We start from the raw sequence: 23306 nt of genomic DNA on the forward strand, positions 1-23306 counted from the left end.
TGGCGCGCCGATTATCATTAGGGATCAATGAGCACTCCAGGATTGAGCATGCCTTGCGGATCGAGCTCTCTTTTTGCGGCCCGAAACGCGGTCGCGAAAAGCTCCGGGCGCTGACGGTCGTACCAAGGCCGATGATCACGGCCAACGGCATGATGATGCGTGATCGTCCCGCCCGCCTCAATCAGCGCATCGCTGGCCGCATTCTTGATCGCCTGCCACTGTTCCAGAAGAGCACCGTGGCGGCCGAGTGCATGGAAAGAAAAATATGGCGCGGGTCCATCAGGATAGACATGGGTGAAGCGGCATGTGACCTCGCCTTTTGCGCCAGTCGCATCAACAATCGCACGCTCCGTTGCCGCCTTCACTTTGTCGTGGAAGCTTTCGAACCGATCCCAGGTGATAGCGGTCTCGAAGGTGTCGTTGATGATGCCGGCCGGGGTCAGAAACTCGCGCGCATAGGGCATACGAATGAATGCGTTACGCCAGATTCCTGCCGCGCCTTCGAGATGTGCATCGCCGGCCTTTGCCGCCTCCGGTATCCCACCATGGTCGGCGCAGCATTCGAGCGCGCGTGCCATCCAGGCATCCGGCGAATGGTCGCCCGATTCAAAGCCGAGCACCATAATCGCGACGCTGCCGTCGGCAGCCCCAGTGTTGAATGCCTCTTGCGCGTCAAGGATGCGGCAGTTCGATGGATAGAGGCCGGCCTGTGCGATCGCGCGCAGCGCGCGGGCCGCACCGAAAAACGACTGGAAACGAAGCGATGCGCCAGCACGGAATTTCGGACGTGACTGCAATCGCATCCAGGCGCGCGAAATCACCCCGAGCGTTCCTTCGGAGCCTATGAACATGCGGTCGGGGCTCGGTCCAGCACCCGATCCCGGCAAGCGACGTGTTTCCATTACGCCGCGCGGCGTCACAACGCGCAGGCTTTCAACGAAATCGTCTATATGCGTGTAGAGACTGGCGAAATGGCCGCCCGACCGCGTCGCGATCCAGCCGCCAAGGGTTGAATACTCGAAACTCTGCGGAAAGTGACGCAACGTGACGCCATACGGCTTAAGCTGGTTCTCCAGAGATGGACCAAAGGCACCACCTTCGATCAGTGCGGCGCGCGATATCTGATCCACCTCGACGACCTTGCCGAGATTGCGTAAGTCCAGCGTGACGGCCGCCTTGTAGCTGATACCGTCGACGCGCGGCTCGACACCGCCGCAAACGCTCGACCCGCCCCCGAACGGCGTAAGCGACGCGCTGACACCACCGGCCCAGTCCATGACAGCGGCAATCTCTGCTTCGTTTCTTGGATAGGCGACCACGTCGGGCGCGCTGCCGTATTCGCCGAGCATGGCTCGCACGTAGTCTGGATAGGATTTGCCGTAGGCGTGCGCGACGCGGTCGTATCGTTCGCTCGTGCAAAAAGCGGCAAGCGAGGCCGGCGGCACCACGCGCGGCGCGCGCAATGTCAGGTCCTCAAGGCGCGGGACGACTGTTGTTTCAAACGAATCGCGCGCAAATTTTTCGCGATAACGGCCGAGCACAAAGGCCTGCTCCTCGGCAGTCATGCCTTCGTCTTCGCGGCCCCAGCCGTAATGTTTTAGCCTTGCACCGCTCACGGTCGCCTCCCCTGCTTTTTCCTATCTGTAGTTTTCGACATAGCCGCCATACTGGCTCTTAATCTTTTGAACGCGTGAAGGGCACAAAGCGAACGGGGGCGACGGCACGCGTCGTCGTCTTGTCGGGGGCGGTTTTCTCGACGACCGTGAGCTGCTGACTGGTGTAAGCGGCGCCCACCGGCATGACGAGTCGGCCACCTACTTTAAGCTGCTCAATCAGCGGCGCCGGTACTTGCCCGAGTGCGGCGGTTACGACGATGGCGTCAAACGGACCGCAGTCGGGCCAGCCAGCATAACCATCGCCCAGCCTGACGCTGACATTATCGTATGCGAGTTCTTTGAGTGTTTTCGTGGCGGCTTCGGCCAATTGCGGGATGATCTCGATGGTGCAGACCTTCCGCGCCAGATGCGCAAGGATGGCGGCCTGATAGCCCGAACCGGTACCGATCTCGAGCACGACATGATCGGGCGCGACCCCCGCCAACTCTGTCATCAAGGCCACGATGAACGGCTGCGATATGGTCTGGCCGTGTCCGATCGAAGCCGGCGTGTTCGCGTAGGCGATGGAGCAAGATCGCTCAGGCATGAACAGGTGGCGCTTCGTTCGCCTCATGGCCTCAAGAACTCTCTCCGAGAGGCCCTGCTGTCCCAAATCACCGACGTGGGAACGACGGGCATTGTCCCTGATGGTTTCGACCATGGCCGCGCGTTCGCGGTCGCATTGTGGTTCCTGTGCCGTCGCCTCCCGCGCGACGACAACCATGCACAGAACGAGCAGCAAGATCTTCATGATCATGCGGCCATCCAAAATCGAAGGCACCGTCCGCTATCTAGGATCGAAGCCCCAGTGGAACAAGTTGTCTGGTCTTTGGGCAGAGTGAACATACTCTGCCCGGGTTCCAACTGTCAGCTTGTCCCACTTCAGCAAAAGCGAGCAAGAGCCTTCGGGCGAGCGAAATTACTGTTGTCCGGACTGCAACTGCATTGGCACTCGCGCCTGCGTTCTGGCTTGCGTCGGCGGCGGCGTCGAAGCGGGATTACGCGAAGGCGCAGCGGCGAGCGGCGGTGGCGGATTGGCTGATGCCGTCGGTTTGGGCCGCGGCTGTTGCGCGGAGGCGTTCGCGATCACGCGCGCCATTTGCTCCTGGTTTGCCTTGAGCTGCTCGGCGGTCCTGGCATTTTCGCGGACCAATTCTTCCTGGCCAGCCTTGAGCTGTTCGATCTCCTGCTGCACGTTGGCGAGATCACGCGCCATCGTTTGGAGCAACTGTGTCACCTCGGGAGTGATCGGGCCGGCTGCTGCCTCTTGCGGTCCGGTCGGGGCCGGAGCTGGCAATGCCGAAACTGCTGCATCCGCCGCAGCTACCTGAACAGTAGGCTCGCTCTGTTGGGCGGCGAGCTTCGGTGTTTCCGATGGCAACGACGAAGCCGGAGCCAGTTGCGGTACCCACGGGGCGATCATCAGCCTCGCTGCCTCGCCATAAGATTGCGAAGCGAAAGCAGCGATACAGATGCCCGCTGTCAACAGCAGGCCGACAAAGCCGCGCAGCGCCGGCCTGCCGCGCGATGACTGAGGAAGCCTGTTAGCGGGCTTTTTCTCCAGTTTGGCAATCTGTTCATTGACAAGCGCGAGCTGTTCATCCGCGCGGGCGATTTTTTCATAAGCATGCGCAAGCCGTTCATCGGCGCGCGCGACCAGCTCGATGTCTTGCGTGGACAGTCCCGGATTAACATCACGTGGATCGGCTTGCTTGGTATTCACCGTGGTATCCATGAGCGCCTCCTGCCCGGTTTGCGATCACCTGAATGAACGGTCGTCGGATTTTAGACACTCCCTACCGCCGTTTTGACCAAAGCAAGGCTGGAGGATGGAAAGTATAGGACCGATTTTGGGCATTAGACCTTGAGGCACCACCGGGGGGCTGCCTCGACGAGGGACTTTCTGAAGTCGCATCGCGGCGGTCTACCACCTCCGAGCGAGTTGGCTCTTATGACGGGTCAGTTGGCCCTGCTGCCCAGGAAGGCCGGGATATCCAGAACCTTTTCCTCGATCGGATTGCGCGGGGGAGGAGCGCGACCGTGGGGATCGAGGCGCTGCGGTGCCGCATGCCGCGCCTGTTGGGCGATCGGCGGCCGCGCTTCGAGGTGGCGCGGCGGCGGGATGAGCGAGGGCGGGCTGGCGAATTGCGGCGGCGGTACGCCACGCTCGACGATGCGACGCCGGTCGTTGCTCAGCCTGCCCGCGAGGTCCGTGAGCAGGCCTTCCGCGGCCTGCGTCTGGCCTGTCGCGTCGAGATTGTCGATGCCCGTGGCCACGACCGAAACGCGGACGATGCCTTCGAGGCTGGCATCGAAGGTCGCGCCGACGATGATGTTGGCGTCCTGATCGGCCTCGTCGCGGATGCGGGTGGCGGCTTCGTCCACCTCGAACAGCGTCAGATCCCTGCCGCCGGTAATGGAAACGATCAGGCCGCTGGCGCGCTTGATCGAGGGATTCTCGATCAAGGGGTTGGAAATCGCAGCTACCGCAGCGTTGAGCACGCGCTTCTCGCCGGAAGCCTCGCCCCTGCCCATCATGGCTTTGCCCTTCTCGCGCATGACCGAGAGAACGTCGGCGAAATCGAGATTGATCAGGCCTTCCTTGACGATGAGATCGCTGATGCAGGCCACGCCCGAATAGAGCACCTGGTCGGCCATTGCGAAGGCATCGGCAAAAGAGGTTTTCTCGTTGGCCACCCGGAACAGATTCTGGTTCGGAATAATCAGGAGGGTGTCCACCGCCTTCAAGAGTTCCGCGATGCCGGATTCGGCATAGCGCATGCGGCGCTGGCCCTCGAACTGGAACGGCTTGGTGACGACACCGATGGTAAGAATGCCGAGCTCACGCGCGGTCCTGGCGATGACGGGGGCTGCTCCCGTGCCGGTACCGCCGCCCATTCCGGCCGTGATGAACACCATGTGCGCGCCGGTCAGATGATCGCGGATCTCGTCGATGGCCTCTTCCGCCGCGGCGCGGCCGATATCGGGCTGCGCGCCGGCGCCAAGGCCTCCGGTCACTTGCGTGCCCATCTGGATGACGCGCTTGGCCCTCGAACTAGTGAGTGCCTGGGCGTCGGTATTGGCGACGATGAATTCGACGCCTTCAAGCCCCGCGTCGATCATGTTGTTGACGGCATTGCCGCCGGCACCGCCCACCCCGAACACGATAATGCGCGCCCTCAACTCGCGAATATCGGTGCCACCCATTTTTGCCCCACGGTTGCTCCGCCAAACCGCGGAATAGGAAGAGATTTGTTACCCACGAGCAGCCTTGCGGTCTGCTTCCACCAGGCTCGCAGCCAGATGCCCCACCCGGCGCGCAGAATGTCCGTGATTCTCGTCCGAACTGCTAGTTCGGAGAGCGGTCCGAAGAGCTGCCACCTCCCCCTCAAGCCGCGCCGTTGCCTCCCTGGCGGCTTTGGTCTCGGCAGTCGCCTGTAGCAGCTCAGCTATCAGGCGATCGGCGCGCTCGCGTTCATGCTCGAAATCCGCGCGGTGACCGGCTGCCCTGGCGTCAAGCTGCGCGACCTCCGACTGCAGCGTCACGATGAGCGCCCTCAACTGAGCGGCCTCGCCCGCCCGGTGACCGGCCGGTGGCTGCGGCGTATGCCTCACTTCAGCGAGATCGACGCTCACCAGCGCCTTCCCATCATCGGAAAGCGAGCGCGGCAATCGGAGCCGCCTGGCAAGCGAGCGGGCGGCCGCTGCCGAAATGTTCAGGCGGGCGCCCAGGTCTGCGTAGGTCAGAATCTCAACGGACATCGGCTGTTCTCCTCGAACGAACCGCGCTGGAATCGTCTGATGATGGCCGGGTAGTCCCCTAAGTTAGGGGCCTTATGGTTAACAAACAGTTAAAGGACGGCCAGGTACCGACTTGAGCGTGCCTCCGCCGCCACTTTGCTCGGCCGGGTGGCGAATCCCATCGGGATTGGGGTGGTGCAAGCTGTGCGAGATCAACGGGTTGCGGTATATTCGGCATCGCGGCTGAGGCGCGATAGAGATGGATGACGAACGGCTTGCTGACTTGCACAAATTCCTGGCCGAGTACCACCGACGACTCGCCAAGGAAGCGGTCCTCGATGTCGTGCAGCAATATCACTCCGACCTTGCGCAACGGCTCGCCGACGAAGCCGCGCTGATCCCAAGGCGAACGGCCATCGCGCAGCGGCTGCGGGAGGGTGAGCAGCGCATAAAGGACGATGGGGAGTGAACGGCATTTGCGGCCCGGCGAAGTCCATGTCGTCAGGCCCATGCGACCGCATCTGGTGACCACGGAGGCACGAGGTCGCGCACCTTCCTGGTTCTGCAAGAGGTCGGCGAGTACGATTTTGTTCCTCTCTCGCCGGGTTAGCTTCGCCGGCTAGGAACTTGGCAGCGGACACACGTTGACGCGACCACCCGTGCGCGGACCACAGCCGCCACACTTTGCGCAAAGACTGGATCGAACATTGCGGGCAAAACAATAAGCGGGCTGGGCCGTCCTGCGTGGATCAAATCCATCAAACCAGAGGAGACAGCCATGGCAACACAGGTAAAGCCGGTTCCCGAGGGATTTCACACCGTCACGCCTTATCTCGTCGTCGATGGGGCGGAGAAGGTCATTCGCTTCATGAAAGAGGCATTCGGAGCCCAACCGGTATTCGAGCCGATGATGGGCCCCGACGGCAAGGTTATGCATGCGGAGTTCAAAATCGGAAATTCCATCGTGATGATTTCCGACGCCTCGGAGCGTGCACAAGCAACATCCACCATGCTGTATCTCTACGTACCCGACGTCGATGCAGTTTATCAGAAGGCGCTTAAGGCCGGTGCGACATCGTTGACGGAGCCTGCGGATCAATTTTATGGCGATCGCAGCGGCGGTGTGAAGGACCCGGCCGGCAACAGTTGGCACATCGGCACCCATATCGAGGACGTATCGCCGGCTGAACTCAAGAAGCGCGCGACGGAGTTCATGAAGCAGCAGAACAAGGCGACCTAGCGCCCCTCGCTGTAGAATGATGCGTGGCGGGTTAGCTTAGTTAGCGCAGCGTAACCCATCGAAGTCTCGATGCGCGGTCGGTGTGGCCGGTGGGTTACGGCTTCGCCTAACCCTCTACGTGCTATTGGCCTGTCAGTGAATCCAGGAGGAGAGGCAAGATGCGCTGCGGCAGGCGGCAGCCGCACTTGGGTTTTCCGACTGTGGCTGGAATGATTTGGCCCCTAATTCGGCTGGATCGCTGCGCCGGCATGCTAGACAATAGCGCCCTATGTCCAGGTGGCTCAAAAAGCTTCTGTTCGGGATTTGGGGTCTTCTGCTCGTCCCGCTGATCGCGCCTGCCCTCAAAAACTGGTTGGAGGAAAACATCTTCTCCGATCCTGAGGGCATGGCCACGGCGGCCTTCCGTAACACGATGGTCACGCCCGTTTTCAGTAACTTCCTGGCACTGGGCCAACAGCCCTGGTTCAAACTTGCACTGGTCTTCCTGACTGGAATTGTCGTTGGCGTCTCACTGGAATGGCTGAACCGGAGGTCGGACGAGAAGAAAGCCTCCGAGCTGCGGAGCCTCGGCTGGAAATTTCGCAGCCTTTCAGAGAGCATCAGGACTCGGACCGCTTCGTCAGGATGGCCGCACAGTGTGCCCGATCTCAAGCCTGCACTGCTGTCTGTACTGAGTTCCGCCAGACGATTCGAGCTGTGGGTCCCGAACGAGCACGTATACCAATTGCCGGATGCATCATTCCTTTGTGAATACCTCAGATGCGTCGGCAGGCTTTTGGAGGATAGCGATTTTAGCGAAGCCAGGAGGGAAGCGCTCTCCTGGAGGCCATTTCTCGACAACGGGGCGCTGTCCTGAGCGCGCAATCAACCGCCATGCGTCACAGCGAGCTTCGAGGGTGGGTTAGCGCAGCGTAACCCACCGAAGTCTCAATGCGCGGTTGGTGCGGCCGGTGGGTTACGCTCCGCTAACCCACCCTACAGCACCGGTTACAACGGTAAATTGTCGTGCTTCTTCGCGGGCATCTCGACCTTCTTGTCTTTCAGCATCGCCAGCGCCCGCGCGATGCGCTTTCTCGTCGAATGCGGCATGATGACGTCGTCGATGTAGCCGCGTTCGGCGGCGATGAAGGGGGACAGGAAGCGGTCTTCGTATTCCTTGGTGCGCTTGGCGATCGCCTCGGGATCGTTCATGTCGGCGCGGAAGATGATTTCGACGGCGCCCTTGGCACCCATCACGGCGATCTGCGCAGTCGGCCAGGCGTAGTTCATGTCGGCGCCGATTTCCTTTGAGGCCATCACGTCGAAGGCGCCGCCATAGGCTTTTCGGGTGATGACGGTGACGAGCGGCACCGTGCATTGCGAGTACGCAAACAACAATTTCGCGCCGTGCTTGATCAGGCCGCCATACTCTTGAGCGGTGCCCGGCAGGAAGCCCGGCACGTCGACAAACGTCACGATCGGGATGTTGAAGGCATCGCAGAAGCGGACGAAGCGCGCGGCCTTCCGCGAGGCATCGCTGTCGAGCACGCCCGCCAGCACCATCGGCTGGTTAGCGACGAAGCCGACCGTGCGGCCGGCGATGCGGCCGAAGCCGGTGATGATGTTTTTCGCGAACGCCTCCGAGATTTCGAAGAAGTCGCCCTCGTCGACGACCTTGCTGATCAGCTCCTTCATGTCGTAGGGCTTGTTCGGATTGTCGGGGATCAGCGTATCCAGCGACATGTCCACGCGCTCGATATCATCAAAACTCGGCCATTCCGGCACGCCGTCGGTGTTGTTGGACGGCAGGAAGTCGATCAGCCGGCGCATCTGCAGCAGCGTCTCGACGTCGTTCTCGAACGCGCCGTCGGCGATCGAGGAGCGCGTCGCGTGCACCGAGGCGCCGCCGAGCTCTTCCGCGGTCACGACCTCGTTGGTGACCGTCTTCACCACATCGGGGCCGGTAACGAACATGTAGCTGGTGTTCTTCACCATGAAGATGAAATCGGTCATCGCGGGCGAATAGACGTCGCCGCCGGCGCAGGGCCCCATGATGACAGAGATCTGCGGGATCACGCCCGAGGCAATGACGTTGCGGCGGAATACGTAGGAATAGCCCGCGAGCGCCGCGACGCCCTCCTGGATGCGCGCCCCGCCGGCGTCATAGAGGCCGATGATCGGCGCCCTCGCCTTCATCGCCATGTCCTGCAGTTTTGTGATCTTCAGCGCGTGGGTTTCGGACAGCGAGCCGCCGAACACGGTAAAATCCTTGGCGAACACAAACGTCTTGCGGCCGTTGACCGTGCCCCAGCCGGTGACGACGCCGTCGCCCGGCACTTTTGTTTTCTCCATGCCGAATTCGGTCGAGCGGTGCTCGACGAACATGTCGAACTCCTCGAACGAGCCCTTGTCGAGCAGAAGCTCGATGCGCTCCCGCGCGGTCAATTTTCCGCGAGCGTGCTGCGCCTCGATGCGCTTTTCGCCGCCGCCGAGTTTGGCGCCGGCGCGCCGTTCTTCGAGGGTGTCCAGGATATCCTTCATGCTGCTTCCGCCCGTCTTTTGGGTAACGATTTGAAGGCCTTCTAACACGGCCTTTTCGGAAGCGGAAACACCCTCATCCGGCCTCTGGTACCGCGCTCCGGCACCCCCTATATGCGCATCCTGACTATGGGGACCGGAATGACCGATACCGCAAGCGCCGACACCTCGGGCGCCGTTACAGGGGGCGTGCGAACTGTGCTGCGGCTCGAGGGATTAGCGCTCTTTATCGGTATGACGCTGCTTTATTATATCTGGGACGGCGACTGGTGGATCTATGCCCTCCTGTTCTTCGTGCCCGATCTCAGCTTTGCAGCCTACCTGTCGGGACCGCGTTTCGGCGCCCTCATCTACAACGCCGCCCACAGCTATCTCGCGCCGATGGCAATCATGACGACCGGATTTGCTACCGCCGCGCCGCTCACACTCTCGATCGCCATGATCTGGTTGGCCCATATCGGCCTCGATCGCGCGCTCGGCTACGGGTTGAAATACGCCAGCGGTTTTACCTTCACGCACCTGGGGCAGATCGGGAAGTCTTCGAATTGACAGCCGATTTGTGGCTTGATGTAGTCCCTTCAAAGCTGCCGCAGGACAGCAAATAAACTTGGGGGGGAACGAATGCTCACGGATTGGCGCGTCGCGGCTGCGGCGGCGATGTTCTGCACGGGACTATTGATCACCTGCGTCGAAACATCAGCGCAGTCGATCCCGAAGGACGTCGCGGCGCGCACTGAAATCTACGCCATTCCGTCGCTGACGATTTCCGACCAGCAATTTTTGACCGGCGACACCAACGGCAAACAGGTCACCGTCGCCGGCCAATTCCGTATCGCGCAAGGCACGGGCAAGCTCCCCGTGGTGGTGCTGATGCACGGGTCGAGCGGCGTTGGCGCCGCCATGGATCCGTGGGTGCGCCATTTCAATGCGATGGGAATCTCGACCTTTGTCATCGACGGCTTCAGTGGCCGCGGGCTGACCATGGTCGGCCCTAACCAGGCCCTGCTCGGCCGCCTCAATTTCATTGTCGACATCTACCGCGCACTGGAAATCCTCGCCAAACATCCGCGCGTCGATCCTGAGCGCATCGTGCTGATGGGATTTTCACGTGGCGGACAGGCCACGCTCTACGCCAGCCTCGAGCGCTTCCACAAGCTCTGGAACAAGTCGGGCGCACAGTTCGCCGCCTATATTCCGTTCTATCCAGATTGCTCGACGAGTTATCTCACCGACACCGACGTCGTGGCGCGCCCGATCCGGATTTTTCACGGTACACCTGACGACTACAACCCCGTCTCAAGCTGCAAGGCCTATCTGGCCCGCCTGCAGGAGGCTAAGCGTGACGTCGTGCTGACGGAATATCCGGATTCCCAGCACGGCTTCGATGCCGGCCTGCTCGGCGTCAGCACGATCGCCGTTTCAGCCAATGCACAATCTGCGCGCAATTGCCTGATCAAGGAAGGTGAAGGCGGCGTTCTCATGAACGCCGAGACCAAGGCACCCTTTACCTACAAGGATGCCTGCATCACTCTCAATCCGCATGTCGGCGGCAATCCGGCGACCGCAAAGGAAGCGCAGAAAGCGGTGAGCGACTTCCTGCAGGCGCTGTTGAAGCTCGGATAGTGGTACCTGCGCTAAGGCAGTCGCTTGCCCGGCAGATGCTTACCATTCTGATGCAGCGTCAGCGACGACACCACGCCGCCTCCGGACAGCGCAAAGCTGACCTGGGCGTCGACTACGCGATAGAAAAACTCGGTCTCGCTCTCGGCGAAGACTTCGAACTCAGGCTGCGCCGTCGCCTGAATGAACAGGCGCGTGCCTTCCGCATGCACCGTCAGGATGAAGTTCGGTGACACCTCGTAACGTCCGGCACAGGCCGCAAGCACGGCCGGATCTACCGGCACCTCGCGGCGAATTTTTGCGAGCGGGTATGCCGCGTTGATGAGATGCGTGCCAAGCGCTATATTTGGGTCATAATCGGCTGCATTGGAGAGCACGATGCAGTTTCGCCGGGTTTTGGTCGAGTAACCGATAAAGGTTGCATAGCCGCCGGTGCCGCCACTCTTCCAAATCAGTTCATCGCCGAACTGCGACGAGATAAACCAGCCCAGCGCCACGTCAAGCTCTTCCGCCCCTGGACGACGTTCGGAAAGCGTCATCTGCAGCGCGGAAGCGACCGGCCCTTCAGCGGGATTCAGGCACATCCGCAAGAATTTCATCAGATCATTCGCCGTCGAACGGAACGCGCCGGCGCCTGCAAGCACTGAAAAATCCCAGTTCGCGACCGGCGCCAGCACGGCGCTGTGGCCGCGCGCCAGACGTTGCTGCATCGAATTCGAAAGCGTGATGCGCGTATTGTCCATGCCGAGCGGCATGCAAATGCGCGAGACCACCAGTTCCTCGTAGCTCTTGCCGGCGCGCCGTTCGAGGATGTGGCCGAGCAGGCCGAAACCGAGATTGGCGTATTCGTAGTGCTTGCCGGGCTTATGGGCGAGCTTGTGGCTCGAGAGGTAGTCGTAGAGCCGCTCGGGGGTGTAGTCGATATAGGGATTGCTCCAATCCTTCGGCGCGAAATTCGACGGCATCCGCGGCAGGCCCGACGTGTAGGTCGCAAGATCCATCAACGTGACCGGCGTCCCCTCGAAGTCGGGCATCCGCACGCTGGCAGGCAGATATTTCGCCGCAGGGTCACCAGGTGCGAGCTCGCCGCGCAGCACCATGTCGGCAAACAGCAGCGCCGTGAACACCTTGGTGATGGAGCCAATCTCGAACACGGTGTCGCCGTCGAGCGGGCGATTGTCGGGGGAGCCGGATTGACCATACGCCGTGATGCTGTGCCGGTCCCCGTCGAGGAAAGCGGCAACGAGGCCCATCGTTTCACGCCCGACATCCACCCTCTCCTTGAGGATGGCGGCAACATCCTGCCCCGGTTGCATCTGGGCCCAACCCCAATCCGGCCAAAGCGAAAACGCCAAGCCTCTTAACAGCACCGAGCGACGATGCGGCATGCACAATCCCTCTGGTAGCCATGGCAAGCTAGTACAACTTGCTCCCCGGCACCAGTCGATCGGGCGCGGCTGCCAATCCATTCGCCCCGTATCGGACAGGCATTGCTGCGATCTCGGGCAACGGAACCTCGCCGTACACTTGCCAGTGAAGGAACCGTGAACCCTTGGGTGGCGTTGATTGCCAAACCGAAGGAGGCCATCAGATGTACGGATCCAATCTCACGAGAGCAGCGCTTCTTTTGGCATCACTCAGCCTGACCGGCAGCGCGGCTCTGGCCGCACCCGCCTCGCCCTTCACCGCCATGGCGGGTACGTGGTCGGGCGGCGGCGTGATCAGCACCAGTGATGGACAACGCGAGCAATTGCGCTGCCGCGCGTCGTACGACGTCGCTGGAAGGGGCGATCAGCTTCAGCTCAATCTGAGGTGCGCCAGCCCGAGTTACAATTTCGATCTCGCAAGCGAAGTCGAATACCGTGGCGGCGCGATTTCGGGCTCATGGAGCGAAGCGAGCCGCAACGCTTCCGGAACGCTTACCGGCCGCGCCGCCGGCGATCATGTCGAGGCCGCTGCCCGGGGTGACAACTTTTCGGCGCATCTGTCGCTGACCACCCGTGGCGGCAAGCAGATGGTGTCGATCCAGCCCCAGGGCACCAATATCACGTCGGTCTCGCTGGCGTTGAACCGGCGCTGATCACGCGCAAGTCGAAGCAACGTGTTCGCATTATTTCCGTCATCCTGAGGAGCGCGGAACGCGCGTCTCGAAGGATGAGCGGCCCGGCTGGTGGCCGTCGCCCTTCGAGGGCCGCGCTGCGCACGGCCGCCTCAGGGTGACGGATCACGTTAAATTCGAGTTTGTTTCTGGCCAATCAGATCGCCACGATATCGGCGAGGCATTGCTGCACGACCGTCATGCGCGCGGCGATGTGGCTTTGCTCCTTGCAGTCCATGTTCATGGCGAACACCGTCTGCTGGCTGCCCTTCTCGGCCCAGCCGACCATCCAGCCGAGTGATGGCTTGCCCTGCTCTGCGCCCAGCAAGCCGCTTTTGGCGCGGATGGTGGCGTCGCCGACTTTCGTCACGGGGAGGATGTCGCGCGTCAATTCCTGGCTGCGCTTGGACACCGGCAGCACGCCGCGCCGCAAGCGGTCGATGAAATCGATCTGCTGAATCGGATCGATGCGCAAATTGCCGGTCAGCCAGAACTGATCGATGCCGCCGCCGATGTCGCGGTTGCCATAGTCGAACAGGTCGACATATTTCTGCATGCGCTCGGCCCCGATGCGGCGGGCAATTTCCTGATAGACCGGCACCACTGAAGCCGCGATCGCCGAGCGCAACGTATGATCCTTGTTCCAGGGCTCGATGCTGCGCTTCACGCCATCCCACTTGAAGACGTCCTTGTCGGGATCCTCGACCACGCCGGTCTCGAGTGCGATGATCGAATTCGGTATCTTGAACGTCGAGGCCGGCAGCCTGCCCTCGCCCGATCGCACCTTGTCGCTGGCGATGATCAAATAGTCGTCCACCTTGTAGCCGACGAAGGTGCCGACGGTGCCGAGATCGAAAAAGCGCTTGGCCAGATCGTCACGAAACTCGCTGCGCTGATAGGAGACATTTGCAAATGCGCGCGCGGGCAACAGCGTGGTCGCGGCAAGCAGGCCCAGCGCATGACGACGATTGATCACGAGGATATCCGAACTGGTTGAGGAATGCCGACGATGCGGATGGCATCGTGGAAAAACTATGACAAGTGGGCCCTTACTTAGATCCATGTTCCCGGCACAAGCCGGCATCCGCTCGCGCGAAAAACCACCGCAATCACCGTATCCGACCCGACAGCCGCAGCACGAAGATCAGCACCTCCGCAACGGCCTTGTAGAGCTCCGGCGGAATCTCGTCGCCGATTTCGACATGGGACAAGGCGCCCGCCAGCACCTCGTTCTCCTCGATCGGGATGTCGTGTTCCCGGGCGAGCTCGATGATCTTCGCGCCGATGACACCCTTGCCTTTGGCGACGACCCGCGGGGCGCCGGTCTTGTCATAATGCAGCGCGACCGCGAGCTTGTTTCTGGTCTCGACGCTCATAACGCGCGGTCCAGAAAATGGCCAGCACGGGCGGCGGGCGCGGCCTGCGGCGGCGCACCGTCGCGGATCACGATATCGCCGGGCTGCAATTCGGCCCGGCTGAGCGCCTCGCTCAGTTGCGAGGTCCCGGCGCGCAGTTGCTCTGCGGTCGCCGGTCGTTCCGCCCAGATCCGCACCGAAGTTTTGTCGCCGGTCAGCGATATCAGCGCGTGAACCGGGCCGGCCGGTTCGACGTCGAGCGAAAACCGTGCGCGCCACACCCGCTTCACCGCCTCGACGGTCTCGCTGCCGCCATCGCGGGAAATCTCGAACTGCGCCATCGCGGTGCCCTGCGGCGTCACGAAGGGAATTTCGAAATTCCAGCGTGGCGCCGCGACGTCAGCTTTCGGCCCCGCATCGATGCGATCAGGCAAGGAGGCGACCTGCAGCAGCGTCTGCCGCGCGATGGCGGCATCGGTATCATCGAGCAGATGATGCGCGGTCGCCTCGAGCGGCGCATGCGGCGCGATGGTGGGAGAGGCTATCGGCTGTGCGGCCGGCAGTCCGCCCCGGATGGGGGGCGGCGGCGTGTTGGTGTGGAAGGTGACGTCGCCGCCCCGAACATCTTTCGATGTGGCTGTGGCAGCCCTGACGGGAACGCCGAGTTCGTGCAGCGCCTCCTGCAGCAGGTTCAGCGTTGCGCCCGCCGACGGCCCAGGCGGCGTCGCCAGTGAGCTTCGGGCGGCATGGATCGGCAGCGCGAGATTTTCGGCTGCAAGCAATCGCGCCTGCGGCAGCAGGATTTCCGGCAGATCGACGTTGGGCGACAAAGACGGCGCAAGGCTCGCGCCGGCCTGTGGCGGCGCAGCCTGTTGTGCCCCGGCGGGTGTCGGCGGCGGGATCGTCGAATTGCCGCCGAGCGCCGACTGCAGCGTCTGACGCAGCACGATCAGCGCGGCCTTGAGATCGGGTACGCCGCTTGGGGGGACGGAGCCCGACGCCAGCGACGCTTCGAGGAATATTCCGGACTTCTGGAACGCCGTCTTGATGTCGGGGCCCCCAAGGTTCTGATCGAGACTGGTCTGTTGCGCCAGCACCTGCGCGATTGCCGCTTGCAATTTCGGCGGCAGATTGCCGGACGAAATCGCCGCGCCCAGATTGGCAAACAACGGCGCCAGGCTGTCCTGCTCGATCGCCGCGGCTTGGGCGGCAGCGGAGACGACCGCGCGCTCCAGCGGCGTCAGCACGTTCTTCGCCGACACGATAGCCGGCCGATTGACGGCGGCATCGGCCAGCGCATCGGGCGACAAGGTGACGGCGTCCGCGGATGCCCCGGCGGCATCACTGCCCTGGCCGACCACGGCCAGGCGGATACCGTCCCTGGTCTGTGATACCGCAAGCTGCAGGTTCTGGCCCTGCTGCAGCGGAATTTCCGAGGCCACGTCGATCGAGAGGCTGGCGATCGCGATGCGCACGAGATCGGCGGACAGCACTTTCAGGACCTGGGCGTTGACCACGCTACCCGGCTGCAGCACCAGTTCGGGCGCCACGCCGCCAGCTTCTTGGGCTGATAGCACCGGGAGAACGGGATTGATGGAAATCGCCATAGTGTGAGGTCTCGGCCAAGCCCGAAGCCTACCCCGGCGCCGTAAACCTCTCCTTAACCGGACGGCGGGCGCTCAGGTCTTCAGGGCGTCCAGAATGGTCACCGCGGCCCGGAAATCGACCAGCCGGGCGGCCCGGCGAGCCGCCACCTCCTCGTCCACGCCCCATTTCTCGGCGTTCCAGTCATCATCGACATGGGCCGCCGTCCAAACCTGGTCGGAATCGAGGGCCCCGCGCAGCAACGCCAACGCCAATAGCGCGGAGCCTGTCAACGTCGTCACCACATGCAGCGCCGCCACGGACCAAGGGTCGGCCGGAAACACGCGACGAGCGGCCTTGATCGCCTGCTCCGGCTGGGTCACATGCACGATCCCCTCGGACAGGATGAAATGGGCTCCGAGCTCGTTCGCGGCCCATGACAGCACGGGGTCCCAATGCGCCGCTTCCCGCGCGACCAGCGCCTCGGGATGGCCGGCCCGGTAGAACAGCAAGTCGGAGCCGAGGTATTTTGCGACGTCGTCGGCCACGGCATCGACGCGATTGGCGACCTCGGCGACGGAGTTGGCAAAGCGCGTCAGCGGCATGGTCAGGGGGGCGATGGTCTCGCCTTGCGCATTCCATTCGGCGGCGATCGCTTCCGCGATGGCGCTAACCGGCGCTACGACATGGCGGCCGGAAGGCGTGCGGATCGACTTGCCGTCGAGCGTCACGGCAAACCCGCCATCGGCCGGCGCAACGCCGGCCTCCTTGTAGAAGCGCTTGCGGTGGGGCGCGCGCGTGGCGCGGCGCACAGCCTCCGTCGGATCGAGCGGAGACTGTCCGGCGACGTCATCGAATAGTTCACGCATGCGGTATCCAGCAGGTCGGTGATTAATCCAGTCCCGACAATACGATGCCGGTGGATGCAAATAAAGGCGATGAGGAGGTTGCGGCGGCAAGCTGCGATGCTGGTTCTGCTGGACGACCCGCTGACGCCGGGTTCCATTCGCCGCACCAGCGAACCTGATGGATTCCGGGATCGCGTGCGCGCGCCCCCGGAATGACGGAGACAGGCTTAGACGTCAGCTCACTTCTGATAAATCACCTTCCCCGCCCGGATCGTGTAAGCGACCTTGGCGAGGTTGGTCACATCGGCGAGCGGATCGCCGTCGAGCACCACGAGGTCGGCGTCAAATCCGTTCTCGACCCGCCCCTTCTTCGCCGCCTTGAAATATTGCGCGGGATTGGTGGTCAGCGAGGCCAGGATCTGGCGCGCGGACAGTGCGCGATGCATTAGCTCAAATTCGAGCGTGGTATCGTACAATTTGGTGAAGCCGACGTCGGTGCCGAACAGGATCGGACCGCCATTGTCGGAGAACGCCTTGACTTGAGCGACGGTCGTCGCGACGAGGCGAGCAGATATATCTGGCGCAACGGGAAGCTTTGCAAACAGCGAGAGCGTCGGAACCAGGGCAATGCCCTGCTGCTTGAATCGCGCGAGCTGCTCGGGCGAATAGACCGGCTCGCCGGGTACCGTGTGAGCCATGATGTCGACGCCGGCCGCAATCACGGCCTCCACGCCCGCCATGTTTTGCGGATGGGCGAACGCCGGCTTGCCCGCGGCATGCGCCACGTCGACCGCCGCTTTGGCAATTGCCGGGTCCATGTTAACGACCGGTTTTCCGGTGCCCTTGAAGGAGCCGGTGAACAGTTTCACGCCATCAAGACCGAAGCCCATATAGGTGCGCGTCAATTGCGTGGCCTCTTTCGGCGTGGAAGCTTCCGGCAGCTTGATCTCGGGGGGCAGGTAGGCAGGATGGCCGTCCCTGGGGAAGATGCTGCCTGCCGTATAAATATCCGGGCCCGGCACCTCGCCGGAATTGACCCGGCGGCGCAACGCCAGCGTATCTTTCCCGTCTGAACCGATATCCCAAACGGTCGTGAACCCCCACCGGGTCAGCATCGCCCGCATGTGCTCGGCCAGCAGCGCGGCAGGAGCTGAGCCGGCGTTCTTCCATACCGCTTCCGTGAGATGGACGTGGCTGTTCCAGAAGCCCGCAACCACCGTCTTGCCTGAGCAATCGACGACGCGGGCATCAGCGGGAATGTGAATGTCGCGGCGGCTGCCGAGCGCAGTGATCGCGCCGTTGGACGTGACAATGACTGCATCGGCAAGTGGGGCGGAATCGGGTGACGCGTAGACGCTGCCGCTCACGAGAGCAAGCGTCTGCGCGTTGGCCGGACCACTTGCGCCGGACGCTCCGATCAAAACGAAAAAGCAGAACGCGAGCGTGACCAGATTTCCGTTCATGCGCGGTCCCCTGCACACGACGGCCTGATGTTAGAGGCCGCCTCAATCGCGCAATATCAAATTGGCGCGTTCTGCGTTTGACAGTTATTGCGCCAGCCAGCGTTGCTACCCGCTATTCTTCCGGCGCGTTCTCGATCGGATCGAACCGATCGTGCTCCAGCCCGAGCAGATTCCAGGATTGCAGCATGTGCGGCGGCAGCGGCGCGCTGACATCGATCACGCCGCCGCGCGGGTGCGGGATCACGATCCGCCGCGCGAGCAGATGCAAGCGGTTCTGCAGCCCGCCCGGCAGATCCCAGTTCTCCTTGTTGAAATATTTGGGATCGCCGACGATGGCGTGGTCGATATGCGCCATATGGGCACGCAATTGGTGGGTTCGCCCGGTGACCGGCTTCAGCGACACCCAGGCGAGCTTCTGCGCCGAGGTCTCGACCACGGCGTAATACGTCACCGCGTGGCTGGCGCCCTCGTCCCCATGTTTGGCGACCCGCATGATGCTGTCCTCCTCGCTCTCCTCCTTGGCGAGATAGGTCGAGATGCGGCCCTGCTTCGGCTTCGGCACGCCCGCCACCAGCGCCCAGTAAATCTTGCGCGCGGAGCGGTGGCGGAACGACCCGGTCAGGGCGGTCGCCGCGAAGCGCGTCTTGGCGACCAGCAGGCAGCCCGACGTTTCCCTGTCGAGCCGGTGCACCAGCCGCGGCTTCTGCCCCTTGGCGTCGCGCATCACTTCCAGCATCTCGTCGACATTGCGCGTGATGCCGGAGCCGCCCTGCACGGCCAGCCCCGCCGGCTTGTTCAGCACCATGACGTCGGCGTCCTCGAACAACGTCATCTCCTTCAGCGCCTGCAGCGTCTTCGTTGCGGCTTCCGAGAGCGCGCCTGCGCCCTTCGGCGTATCGAGCTTGAGCGGCGGGATACGAACGCTCTGGCCTTCTTCCAGCCGGTCCTTGCTGTCGGCGCGCTTGCCGTTGACGCGCAGCTCGCCTTTCCGGACGATGCGCTGGATGTGGGAGAACGACAGGCCGGGGAAACGCGCTTCCAGGAAGCGATCGACGCGCATGTTGTTCTCGTCCGCGGTGACGACGACAGTCTGGACTTTCGTCGGCAGCGGCGGCGGCTCGGCGACGACCTTTACGGGCTCGGCGACAGGAGGCTTTGAGGCTCGGGGTGGCGAGGCCGCAAACCGCACCGCTGGCTTTCCGCCCGGGCGATGTGCCGGTGGCCGCTCGGCCTGCGAACCCCGATACGGACGCGCACCCTTGGGGCGATCGCCCGCTGGGCGGAGAGGTCTCTTGACGCGTCGGCTCATGCCGTTTTTCCAAGCTTTCGAGCTGTCGGGCGGAGGGCACGACGCGGCAATGCCGCGATCTTTGCACCTACCTGACTTTCGGCAAGACGCAGCTCGTAATTCTGCTGCAAGTTCATCCAGAATTGCGGACTGGTGCCAAACCAGTGCCCAAGACGCAGCGCCGTATCGGCGGTGATGCCGCGCTGGCCGTGAATGATCCCCGTGATCCGATTCACCGGCACGTCAATTTGACGCGAAAGCTCGGCAGCGCTCAAGCCAAGTTCGCGCAACTCTTCGGCGAGATGTTCGCCCGGATGGATAGGTGTACGAGGCACGATGGTCTTCCCTCAATGATAGTCGACGATCTCTACCTCGACAGGCCCCGGCATCCCGTCAGGCCATGCGAAGCAGATACGCCATTGGTCGTTTATCCGAATTGAAAACTGTCCAGCACGATCGCCCTTGAGCGCTTCCAGGCGATTACCCGGCAGTCCTGCGAGGTCAGCGAGGCTCGCAGCAGCATCTAGCCGATCAAGACGCATCTCGGCCTGCCGCGCGAAACCCGAGAACTCCTTGACACGCTGACCGGAAGCAAACCGCTCGGTGCGCCTATCCCGATAGCTAACGATCATCGCTAGCGAAGTTAGCATCATTTACGAGTTACGTAAATAGTAATTCCGCTATGTCCAAGTGCGTCGTGAACCGTCACGGCGAATTCAGTACAAATCAGGTGCCGGATCGGCCATGTTAGGCCAAACAACCAAGAAACGTGGGGGCAGTCCGGATGAACTTATCAAGATCGGCTTTGACCGTTCTGTCGGCAATGGTCGCGAGCACGGCGTGGGCACAGATGCCGGAGGATCTGGCCTGGAAGCTGCTGGAACTCGGGCGCGTCATCGACCCACCCAAGACGGTAGAGCTCTACGCGCCGCTGCAGGAAAAAGAGCCGTATCAGGGCGTCAAGGTCGAACGAGACGTTAAATACGGCCCCGCCGATCGCAACCTGCTCGATATATTCGCACCGGATAACGTGACATCGGCCCGGCCGGTGCTGATCTTTGTCCATGGCGGCGCATTCGTCGGCGGCAACAAGCGGACCACACCGACCAGCCCGTTCTACGACAACATCATGCTATGGGCGGCAAGGAACGGCTTTGTCGGCGTCAACGTCACCTATCGGCTCGCGCCAACGGCACCCTGGCCGGCGGGCACCGAGGATATCGCCACCGCGGTCAAGTGGATCACCGACAAGATCGGCGAGCATGGCGGCAATCCCGCGCGCATCTACCTGATGGGACATTCCGCCGGCGCGGTTCACGTCGCAAGCTATGTCTCGCATCCCGAATTCCACAAGGTGAAGGGCGGCGGCCTGGCCGGCGCGATCATGCTCTCGGGAATTTACGACCTGACCGCGACTCCGCTTGCCGATACCGGGCGCGCCTATTTCGGCGCCGATCCCGCGCGCTACGCCGAACGATCCTCGCTGTCCGGTTTGGCAACAACGGATATCCCGCTGATGATAGCTGCCGCCGAACTGGACCCGGAAGGCTTCGTGCTGCAATTCGAGCTCGCGAAGGATGCAAGCTGCAAACGCCCCAGCGGATGCGCACGCACTTTCCTGCTGCCGCAGCACAGCCACATGTCGGAGGTGTATTCGATCAACACCGCCGACACCCGGCTGACCGATCAGATCCTGGATTTCGTGAAGACAGGGAAATAGCGACAGAGCTCAGGGCGCGTTACGGCCTCCGGAACGCCGCACGGCGAAGCTGCCGCCCACGAATGTTGACTCCATATTTATAGCATGTACTATAAAAAATGTAGTACGATGGAGCTGTTCCGATGCCAGCAGCATCTTACGTTGCCCGTCCAACCGGCGCCCGCAGCTTTTGGCTTGGCTTTGCCGCCTACCTGCTTCCCTCGTTTCCGATCGCCTATCTCTGGCACCTCGTCCTGTTCGAGCAGAAGTACCACGCGCTCCAGATCTATCGCGACCAGCCGGTGATCGCGTTCGGACTAGGTTCAATGATTATCCAGGGCGCGGTGTTCTCGTGGTTGTTCCCGCGCGTATTTGCACAACGTGGCGGCTCGTTCCTGAAGGACGGGCTCCTGTACGGTCTTGGCGCTGGCCTGCTGTCGTGGTCGTTCACCACGCTGGCGGTCGCAGCCAAGAATGTGATGGTTTCCGTGCCTGATTACGTGCTGCTCGAAACCGCGTTTACGATCCTGCAATTTGCGGTCGTAGGGCCGTTGATCGCCCTCGCCTACCGACGATGATACGGAGGAGCCGACCTCGAAGGCATGAGCAATCTTCACTATCCGCAATTCTGCGCACTCGCCCGCGCGGCGGAGATCATCGGCGAGCGTTGGACTCTCCTGATCATCCGCGAGCTTCTTCTTGGGCCGAAGCGGTTTGGCGATCTCCTGGATCATCTTGACGGCATGAGTCCCACCTTGCTGACAACGCGCCTCACCGCCCTGATCGAGTGCAACGTCGTGCGGCGGACCGCCTTGCCGCCGCCGGCCAATGCGCAGGTGTACGAATTGACCGAGATCGGCCGGGAAATTCAGCCTGCGATCCGGGAGTTGATTCGCTGGGGCGGCCGCTTCCTGTTCCCACCGGTGCCGGGCGACACGTTCGAGCCGGATTGGGTGCTGCTCGGCCTCGATGCCATTGCGAAGCGTTCACCCGTGCCGGAAATCAGGGTCGGCGTTGTGGTCACCCATGGCAAGAAATCGGCAGGCTTCACCGTCGCGGGCGGCGGCGTCGGGACGGCTATTGAGAGAGGCATCACCGATTGCAAGGGGACGCTGGAAGCCCCGTTCGACGCGGTGCTCCAGATTGTCGGGACGAGCGTGTCCCTTCAGGACGCGATCGATGCGAAGCGCGCCAGCGTGAGCGGCTCCATGGCAGCCGTCCGCAAGCTTCCCCTTCTGTTCGACCTTGCGGAACGCCGGCGCATAACACCTGCTGCAAACTGACGGAGGGACCGGTGGCCTGGACGAAATCGCCGCAGTCGCTGATCGATCTGTTCGACAAGTCGGTTCCGTCAGGCGCCAATATCTCCCGCCGCAAGATGTTCGGCTACCCGGCGGCCTTTGCCAGCGGAAATCTCTTTATCGGGCTGCACCAGAACGATTTCGTCATGCGGCTCTCGGAGAAGGATCGCGCACGCTTCGCCGCCGAATTTGGCGAACGGATCTTCGAGCCGATGAAGGGCCGGCCGATGCGCGAATATGTGCGATTGCCCGAGGAGCTACTGGCCGACGCGGATAAGCGCGCATTCTGGATCAATCTTTCGCTGCACTATGCCGAGGCAATCGCGCCGAAGGCGAAATCTCCAAAGAAAAAGCAATTGCCCCGAACGCTGAAAAGGAGCCGAGCATGAAGAAGTTTGTGCTGCTGCATTACGGATTTGAAAAACCCACTCCGGAAATCATGGCCGCCTGGGGCAAGTGGTTCGAGGCAACCAAGCCGCATACAGTGGACATGGGCGGCTTCGGCAATGGTCGCGAAATCTCGAGGGGCGGAACGAAGGATCTTCCGCTTGGACCCGACTCCATCACCGGCTTCACAATTGTCAACGCGGCAACGCTCGACGACGCCGAGAAGATGGCGCAAGGCAACCCTTTCATTTCGAGCATTCGAGTCTACGAAGTAAGGTCGGGCTGACGCGGAAGACGCCAACCCTCATCCTCTTATGTCCCGTGTCAAGAGGCGGGACATGATGAAGGGCTGTCTCCAGGAATTGCAGGAGAGGTGTCGGTGGAATGATCGTGCAAGGGTGGAAGCAGAACCCAGAGACGTCGGTCAACAAGCTCTTATTCGCGGGTTCACGCATTTCCGTTGGTTCGTCTGGGGCTGTCCCGGTCTGAGGTCGGACGTCGATCTTGCGA

At 62.2% G+C, this 23306-nt stretch carries 26 protein-coding genes; 11 read left to right on the forward strand and 15 right to left on the reverse strand.

The genetic code is table 11. The features are described 5' to 3' along the window. Positions 1 to 17: 17 nt before the first annotated feature. The 5 genes from IVA95_RS05500 to IVA95_RS05520 form a co-directional block, all read right to left on the reverse strand. Positions 18 to 1565 carry an FAD-binding oxidoreductase gene (locus tag IVA95_RS05500; RefSeq protein ID WP_249810222.1) on the reverse strand — a complete coding sequence of 516 codons (1548 nt, stop codon included), beginning with the start codon at positions 1563 to 1565 and terminating at the stop codon, positions 18 to 20. 109 nt (positions 1566 to 1674) lie between these two features. After that, positions 1675 to 2412, reverse strand: coding sequence for a protein-L-isoaspartate(D-aspartate) O-methyltransferase (locus tag IVA95_RS05505; protein ID WP_247509574.1), 738 nt, complete (start codon positions 2410 to 2412; stop codon positions 1675 to 1677). 162 nt (positions 2413 to 2574) lie between these two features. Further along, positions 2575 to 3390 carry a hypothetical protein gene (locus IVA95_RS05510; protein ID WP_247509575.1) on the reverse strand — a complete coding sequence of 272 codons (816 nt, stop codon included), beginning with the start codon at positions 3388 to 3390 and terminating at the stop codon, positions 2575 to 2577. Between the two features lie 224 nt (positions 3391 to 3614). After that, entirely contained in the window at positions 3615 to 4862 is a 1248-nt protein-coding gene (ftsZ, locus tag IVA95_RS05515) for a cell division protein FtsZ (RefSeq protein ID WP_247509576.1), read from the reverse strand. Positions 4863 to 4910: 48 nt separating this feature from the next. Beyond that, complete coding sequence (locus IVA95_RS05520; protein ID WP_247509577.1) at positions 4911 to 5417, reverse strand: hypothetical protein; 507 nt, start codon at positions 5415 to 5417, stop codon at positions 4911 to 4913. Positions 5418 to 5655: 238 nt separating this feature from the next. Here IVA95_RS05520 and IVA95_RS05525 point away from each other — a divergent pair, with 238 nt between their 5' ends. From IVA95_RS05525 to IVA95_RS05535, 3 genes are all read left to right on the forward strand, one after another. Continuing rightward, positions 5656 to 5865: a hypothetical protein gene (locus IVA95_RS05525; RefSeq protein WP_247509578.1), complete on the forward strand. Its 210-nt coding sequence runs from the start codon at positions 5656 to 5658 to the stop codon at positions 5863 to 5865. A 309-nt stretch (positions 5866 to 6174) separates the two neighbouring features. Further along, positions 6175 to 6636, forward strand: a complete 462-nt coding sequence (locus tag IVA95_RS05530) for a VOC family protein (RefSeq protein WP_247509579.1) — start codon at positions 6175 to 6177, stop codon at positions 6634 to 6636. Positions 6637 to 6904: 268 nt separating this feature from the next. Next, positions 6905 to 7492: a hypothetical protein gene (locus IVA95_RS05535; protein ID WP_247509580.1), complete on the forward strand. Its 588-nt coding sequence runs from the start codon at positions 6905 to 6907 to the stop codon at positions 7490 to 7492. A gap of 131 nt (positions 7493 to 7623) precedes the next feature. Here the strand turns inward: IVA95_RS05535 and IVA95_RS05540 are convergent, their stop codons facing one another. After that, the gene (locus IVA95_RS05540) at positions 7624 to 9156 is read right to left on the reverse strand and encodes an acyl-CoA carboxylase subunit beta (protein WP_213245440.1); all 1533 of its coding nucleotides are present in this window, start codon (positions 9154 to 9156) and stop codon (positions 7624 to 7626) included. A gap of 138 nt (positions 9157 to 9294) precedes the next feature. On the opposite strand from IVA95_RS05540, the gene IVA95_RS05545 reads away from it, so the two are divergent. Both IVA95_RS05545 and IVA95_RS05550 read left to right on the forward strand, forming a co-directional pair. After that, entirely contained in the window at positions 9295 to 9702 is a 408-nt protein-coding gene (locus tag IVA95_RS05545) for a DUF4260 domain-containing protein (RefSeq protein WP_247509581.1), read from the forward strand. 108 nt (positions 9703 to 9810) lie between these two features. Further along, entirely contained in the window at positions 9811 to 10776 is a 966-nt protein-coding gene (locus IVA95_RS05550) for a dienelactone hydrolase family protein (protein ID WP_247509603.1), read from the forward strand. Positions 10777 to 10787: 11 nt separating this feature from the next. On the opposite strand, the gene IVA95_RS05555 is transcribed toward IVA95_RS05550, so the two are convergent. Continuing rightward, the gene (locus IVA95_RS05555; RefSeq protein ID WP_247509582.1) at positions 10788 to 12161 is read right to left on the reverse strand and encodes a serine hydrolase; all 1374 of its coding nucleotides are present in this window, start codon (positions 12159 to 12161) and stop codon (positions 10788 to 10790) included. Between the two features lie 203 nt (positions 12162 to 12364). On the opposite strand from IVA95_RS05555, the gene IVA95_RS05560 reads away from it, so the two are divergent. After that, positions 12365 to 12853, forward strand: a complete 489-nt coding sequence (locus tag IVA95_RS05560) for a hypothetical protein (protein ID WP_247509583.1) — start codon at positions 12365 to 12367, stop codon at positions 12851 to 12853. Positions 12854 to 13028: 175 nt separating this feature from the next. Here IVA95_RS05560 and IVA95_RS05565 read toward each other — a convergent pair whose 3' ends face one another. The 8 genes from IVA95_RS05565 to IVA95_RS05600 all read right to left on the reverse strand — a co-directional run bounded on the left by IVA95_RS05565 (position 13029) and on the right by IVA95_RS05600 (position 20062). Further along, positions 13029 to 13847 (reverse strand): penicillin-binding transpeptidase domain-containing protein, encoded by an 819-nt coding sequence (locus IVA95_RS05565; protein WP_247509584.1) that lies wholly within the window; start codon positions 13845 to 13847, stop codon positions 13029 to 13031. Positions 13848 to 13980: 133 nt separating this feature from the next. Next, positions 13981 to 14247 carry an EscU/YscU/HrcU family type III secretion system export apparatus switch protein gene (locus IVA95_RS05570; RefSeq protein WP_247509585.1) on the reverse strand — a complete coding sequence of 89 codons (267 nt, stop codon included), beginning with the start codon at positions 14245 to 14247 and terminating at the stop codon, positions 13981 to 13983. Then, complete coding sequence (locus tag IVA95_RS05575) at positions 14244 to 15833, reverse strand: flagellar hook-length control protein FliK (protein WP_247509586.1); 1590 nt, start codon at positions 15831 to 15833, stop codon at positions 14244 to 14246. Before IVA95_RS05575 ends, IVA95_RS05570 begins: the two co-directional genes overlap by 4 nt. A gap of 72 nt (positions 15834 to 15905) precedes the next feature. After that, complete coding sequence (locus tag IVA95_RS05580) at positions 15906 to 16679, reverse strand: ATP12 family protein (RefSeq protein ID WP_247509587.1); 774 nt, start codon at positions 16677 to 16679, stop codon at positions 15906 to 15908. A 218-nt stretch (positions 16680 to 16897) separates the two neighbouring features. Further along, on the reverse strand, positions 16898 to 18121 hold the full coding sequence (locus tag IVA95_RS05585) for an amidohydrolase family protein (RefSeq protein ID WP_247509588.1): 1224 nt from the start codon (positions 18119 to 18121) through the stop codon (positions 16898 to 16900). Between the two features lie 112 nt (positions 18122 to 18233). Next, entirely contained in the window at positions 18234 to 19430 is a 1197-nt protein-coding gene (locus tag IVA95_RS05590) for an RluA family pseudouridine synthase (RefSeq protein WP_247509589.1), read from the reverse strand. Continuing rightward, positions 19427 to 19744, reverse strand: coding sequence for a HigA family addiction module antitoxin (locus IVA95_RS05595; RefSeq protein ID WP_247509590.1), 318 nt, complete (start codon positions 19742 to 19744; stop codon positions 19427 to 19429). The genes IVA95_RS05590 and IVA95_RS05595 overlap by 4 nt, the downstream gene beginning before the upstream one ends. A gap of 12 nt (positions 19745 to 19756) precedes the next feature. Then, entirely contained in the window at positions 19757 to 20062 is a 306-nt protein-coding gene (locus IVA95_RS05600; protein WP_346657982.1) for a type II toxin-antitoxin system RelE/ParE family toxin, read from the reverse strand. Between the two features lie 131 nt (positions 20063 to 20193). Between IVA95_RS05600 and IVA95_RS05605 the strand changes: the two genes are divergently transcribed. The 5 genes from IVA95_RS05605 (at position 20194) to IVA95_RS05625 (ending at position 23082) form a co-directional block, all read left to right on the forward strand. Continuing rightward, entirely contained in the window at positions 20194 to 21129 is a 936-nt protein-coding gene (locus IVA95_RS05605) for an alpha/beta hydrolase (RefSeq protein WP_247509591.1), read from the forward strand. A 122-nt stretch (positions 21130 to 21251) separates the two neighbouring features. After that, positions 21252 to 21686 carry a hypothetical protein gene (locus tag IVA95_RS05610; RefSeq protein WP_247509592.1) on the forward strand — a complete coding sequence of 145 codons (435 nt, stop codon included), beginning with the start codon at positions 21252 to 21254 and terminating at the stop codon, positions 21684 to 21686. Positions 21687 to 21710: 24 nt separating this feature from the next. Continuing rightward, complete coding sequence (locus tag IVA95_RS05615; protein ID WP_247509593.1) at positions 21711 to 22391, forward strand: helix-turn-helix domain-containing protein; 681 nt, start codon at positions 21711 to 21713, stop codon at positions 22389 to 22391. An 11-nt stretch (positions 22392 to 22402) separates the two neighbouring features. After that, the gene (locus IVA95_RS05620) at positions 22403 to 22798 is read left to right on the forward strand and encodes a TfoX/Sxy family protein (protein WP_247509594.1); all 396 of its coding nucleotides are present in this window, start codon (positions 22403 to 22405) and stop codon (positions 22796 to 22798) included. After that, positions 22795 to 23082 (forward strand): hypothetical protein, encoded by a 288-nt coding sequence (locus IVA95_RS05625; protein ID WP_247509595.1) that lies wholly within the window; start codon positions 22795 to 22797, stop codon positions 23080 to 23082. The genes IVA95_RS05620 and IVA95_RS05625 overlap by 4 nt, the downstream gene beginning before the upstream one ends. Positions 23083 to 23306 lie beyond the last annotated feature (224 nt).

It is taken from the genome of Bradyrhizobium sp. 157 (genome assembly GCF_023073815.1).
Classification (GTDB): Bacteria; Pseudomonadota; Alphaproteobacteria; order Rhizobiales; family Xanthobacteraceae; genus Bradyrhizobium.

Bases quoted from the DNA above. Each gene is read 5' to 3' on its own strand.
- IVA95_RS05500 (WP_249810222.1), bottom strand. From the start codon at position 1,565: ATGACTGCCGAGGAGCAGGCCTTTGTGCTCGGCCGTTATCGCGAAAAA.
- IVA95_RS05505 (WP_247509574.1), bottom strand. From the start codon at position 2,412: ATGATCATGAAGATCTTGCTGCTCGTTCTGTGCATGGTTGTCGTCGCG.
- IVA95_RS05510 (WP_247509575.1), bottom strand. From the start codon at position 3,390: ATGGATACCACGGTGAATACCAAGCAAGCCGATCCACGTGATGTTAAT.
- ftsZ (WP_247509576.1), bottom strand. From the start codon at position 4,862: ATGGGTGGCACCGATATTCGCGAGTTGAGGGCGCGCATTATCGTGTTC.
- IVA95_RS05520 (WP_247509577.1), bottom strand. From the start codon at position 5,417: ATGTCCGTTGAGATTCTGACCTACGCAGACCTGGGCGCCCGCCTGAAC.
- IVA95_RS05525 (WP_247509578.1), top strand. From the start codon at position 5,656: ATGGATGACGAACGGCTTGCTGACTTGCACAAATTCCTGGCCGAGTAC.
- IVA95_RS05530 (WP_247509579.1), top strand. From the start codon at position 6,175: ATGGCAACACAGGTAAAGCCGGTTCCCGAGGGATTTCACACCGTCACG.
- IVA95_RS05535 (WP_247509580.1), top strand. From the start codon at position 6,905: ATGTCCAGGTGGCTCAAAAAGCTTCTGTTCGGGATTTGGGGTCTTCTG.
- IVA95_RS05540 (WP_213245440.1), bottom strand. From the start codon at position 9,156: ATGAAGGATATCCTGGACACCCTCGAAGAACGGCGCGCCGGCGCCAAA.
- IVA95_RS05545 (WP_247509581.1), top strand. From the start codon at position 9,295: ATGACCGATACCGCAAGCGCCGACACCTCGGGCGCCGTTACAGGGGGC.
- IVA95_RS05550 (WP_247509603.1), top strand. From the start codon at position 9,811: ATGTTCTGCACGGGACTATTGATCACCTGCGTCGAAACATCAGCGCAG.
- IVA95_RS05555 (WP_247509582.1), bottom strand. From the start codon at position 12,161: ATGCCGCATCGTCGCTCGGTGCTGTTAAGAGGCTTGGCGTTTTCGCTT.
- IVA95_RS05560 (WP_247509583.1), top strand. From the start codon at position 12,365: ATGTACGGATCCAATCTCACGAGAGCAGCGCTTCTTTTGGCATCACTC.
- IVA95_RS05570 (WP_247509585.1), bottom strand. From the start codon at position 14,247: ATGAGCGTCGAGACCAGAAACAAGCTCGCGGTCGCGCTGCATTATGAC.
- IVA95_RS05575 (WP_247509586.1), bottom strand. From the start codon at position 15,833: ATGGCGATTTCCATCAATCCCGTTCTCCCGGTGCTATCAGCCCAAGAA.
- IVA95_RS05580 (WP_247509587.1), bottom strand. From the start codon at position 16,679: ATGCGTGAACTATTCGATGACGTCGCCGGACAGTCTCCGCTCGATCCG.
- IVA95_RS05585 (WP_247509588.1), bottom strand. From the start codon at position 18,121: ATGAACGGAAATCTGGTCACGCTCGCGTTCTGCTTTTTCGTTTTGATC.
- IVA95_RS05590 (WP_247509589.1), bottom strand. From the start codon at position 19,430: ATGAGCCGACGCGTCAAGAGACCTCTCCGCCCAGCGGGCGATCGCCCC.
- IVA95_RS05600 (WP_346657982.1), bottom strand. From the start codon at position 20,062: ATGATGCTAACTTCGCTAGCGATGATCGTTAGCTATCGGGATAGGCGC.
- IVA95_RS05605 (WP_247509591.1), top strand. From the start codon at position 20,194: ATGAACTTATCAAGATCGGCTTTGACCGTTCTGTCGGCAATGGTCGCG.
- IVA95_RS05610 (WP_247509592.1), top strand. From the start codon at position 21,252: ATGCCAGCAGCATCTTACGTTGCCCGTCCAACCGGCGCCCGCAGCTTT.
- IVA95_RS05615 (WP_247509593.1), top strand. From the start codon at position 21,711: ATGAGCAATCTTCACTATCCGCAATTCTGCGCACTCGCCCGCGCGGCG.
- IVA95_RS05625 (WP_247509595.1), top strand. From the start codon at position 22,795: ATGAAGAAGTTTGTGCTGCTGCATTACGGATTTGAAAAACCCACTCCG.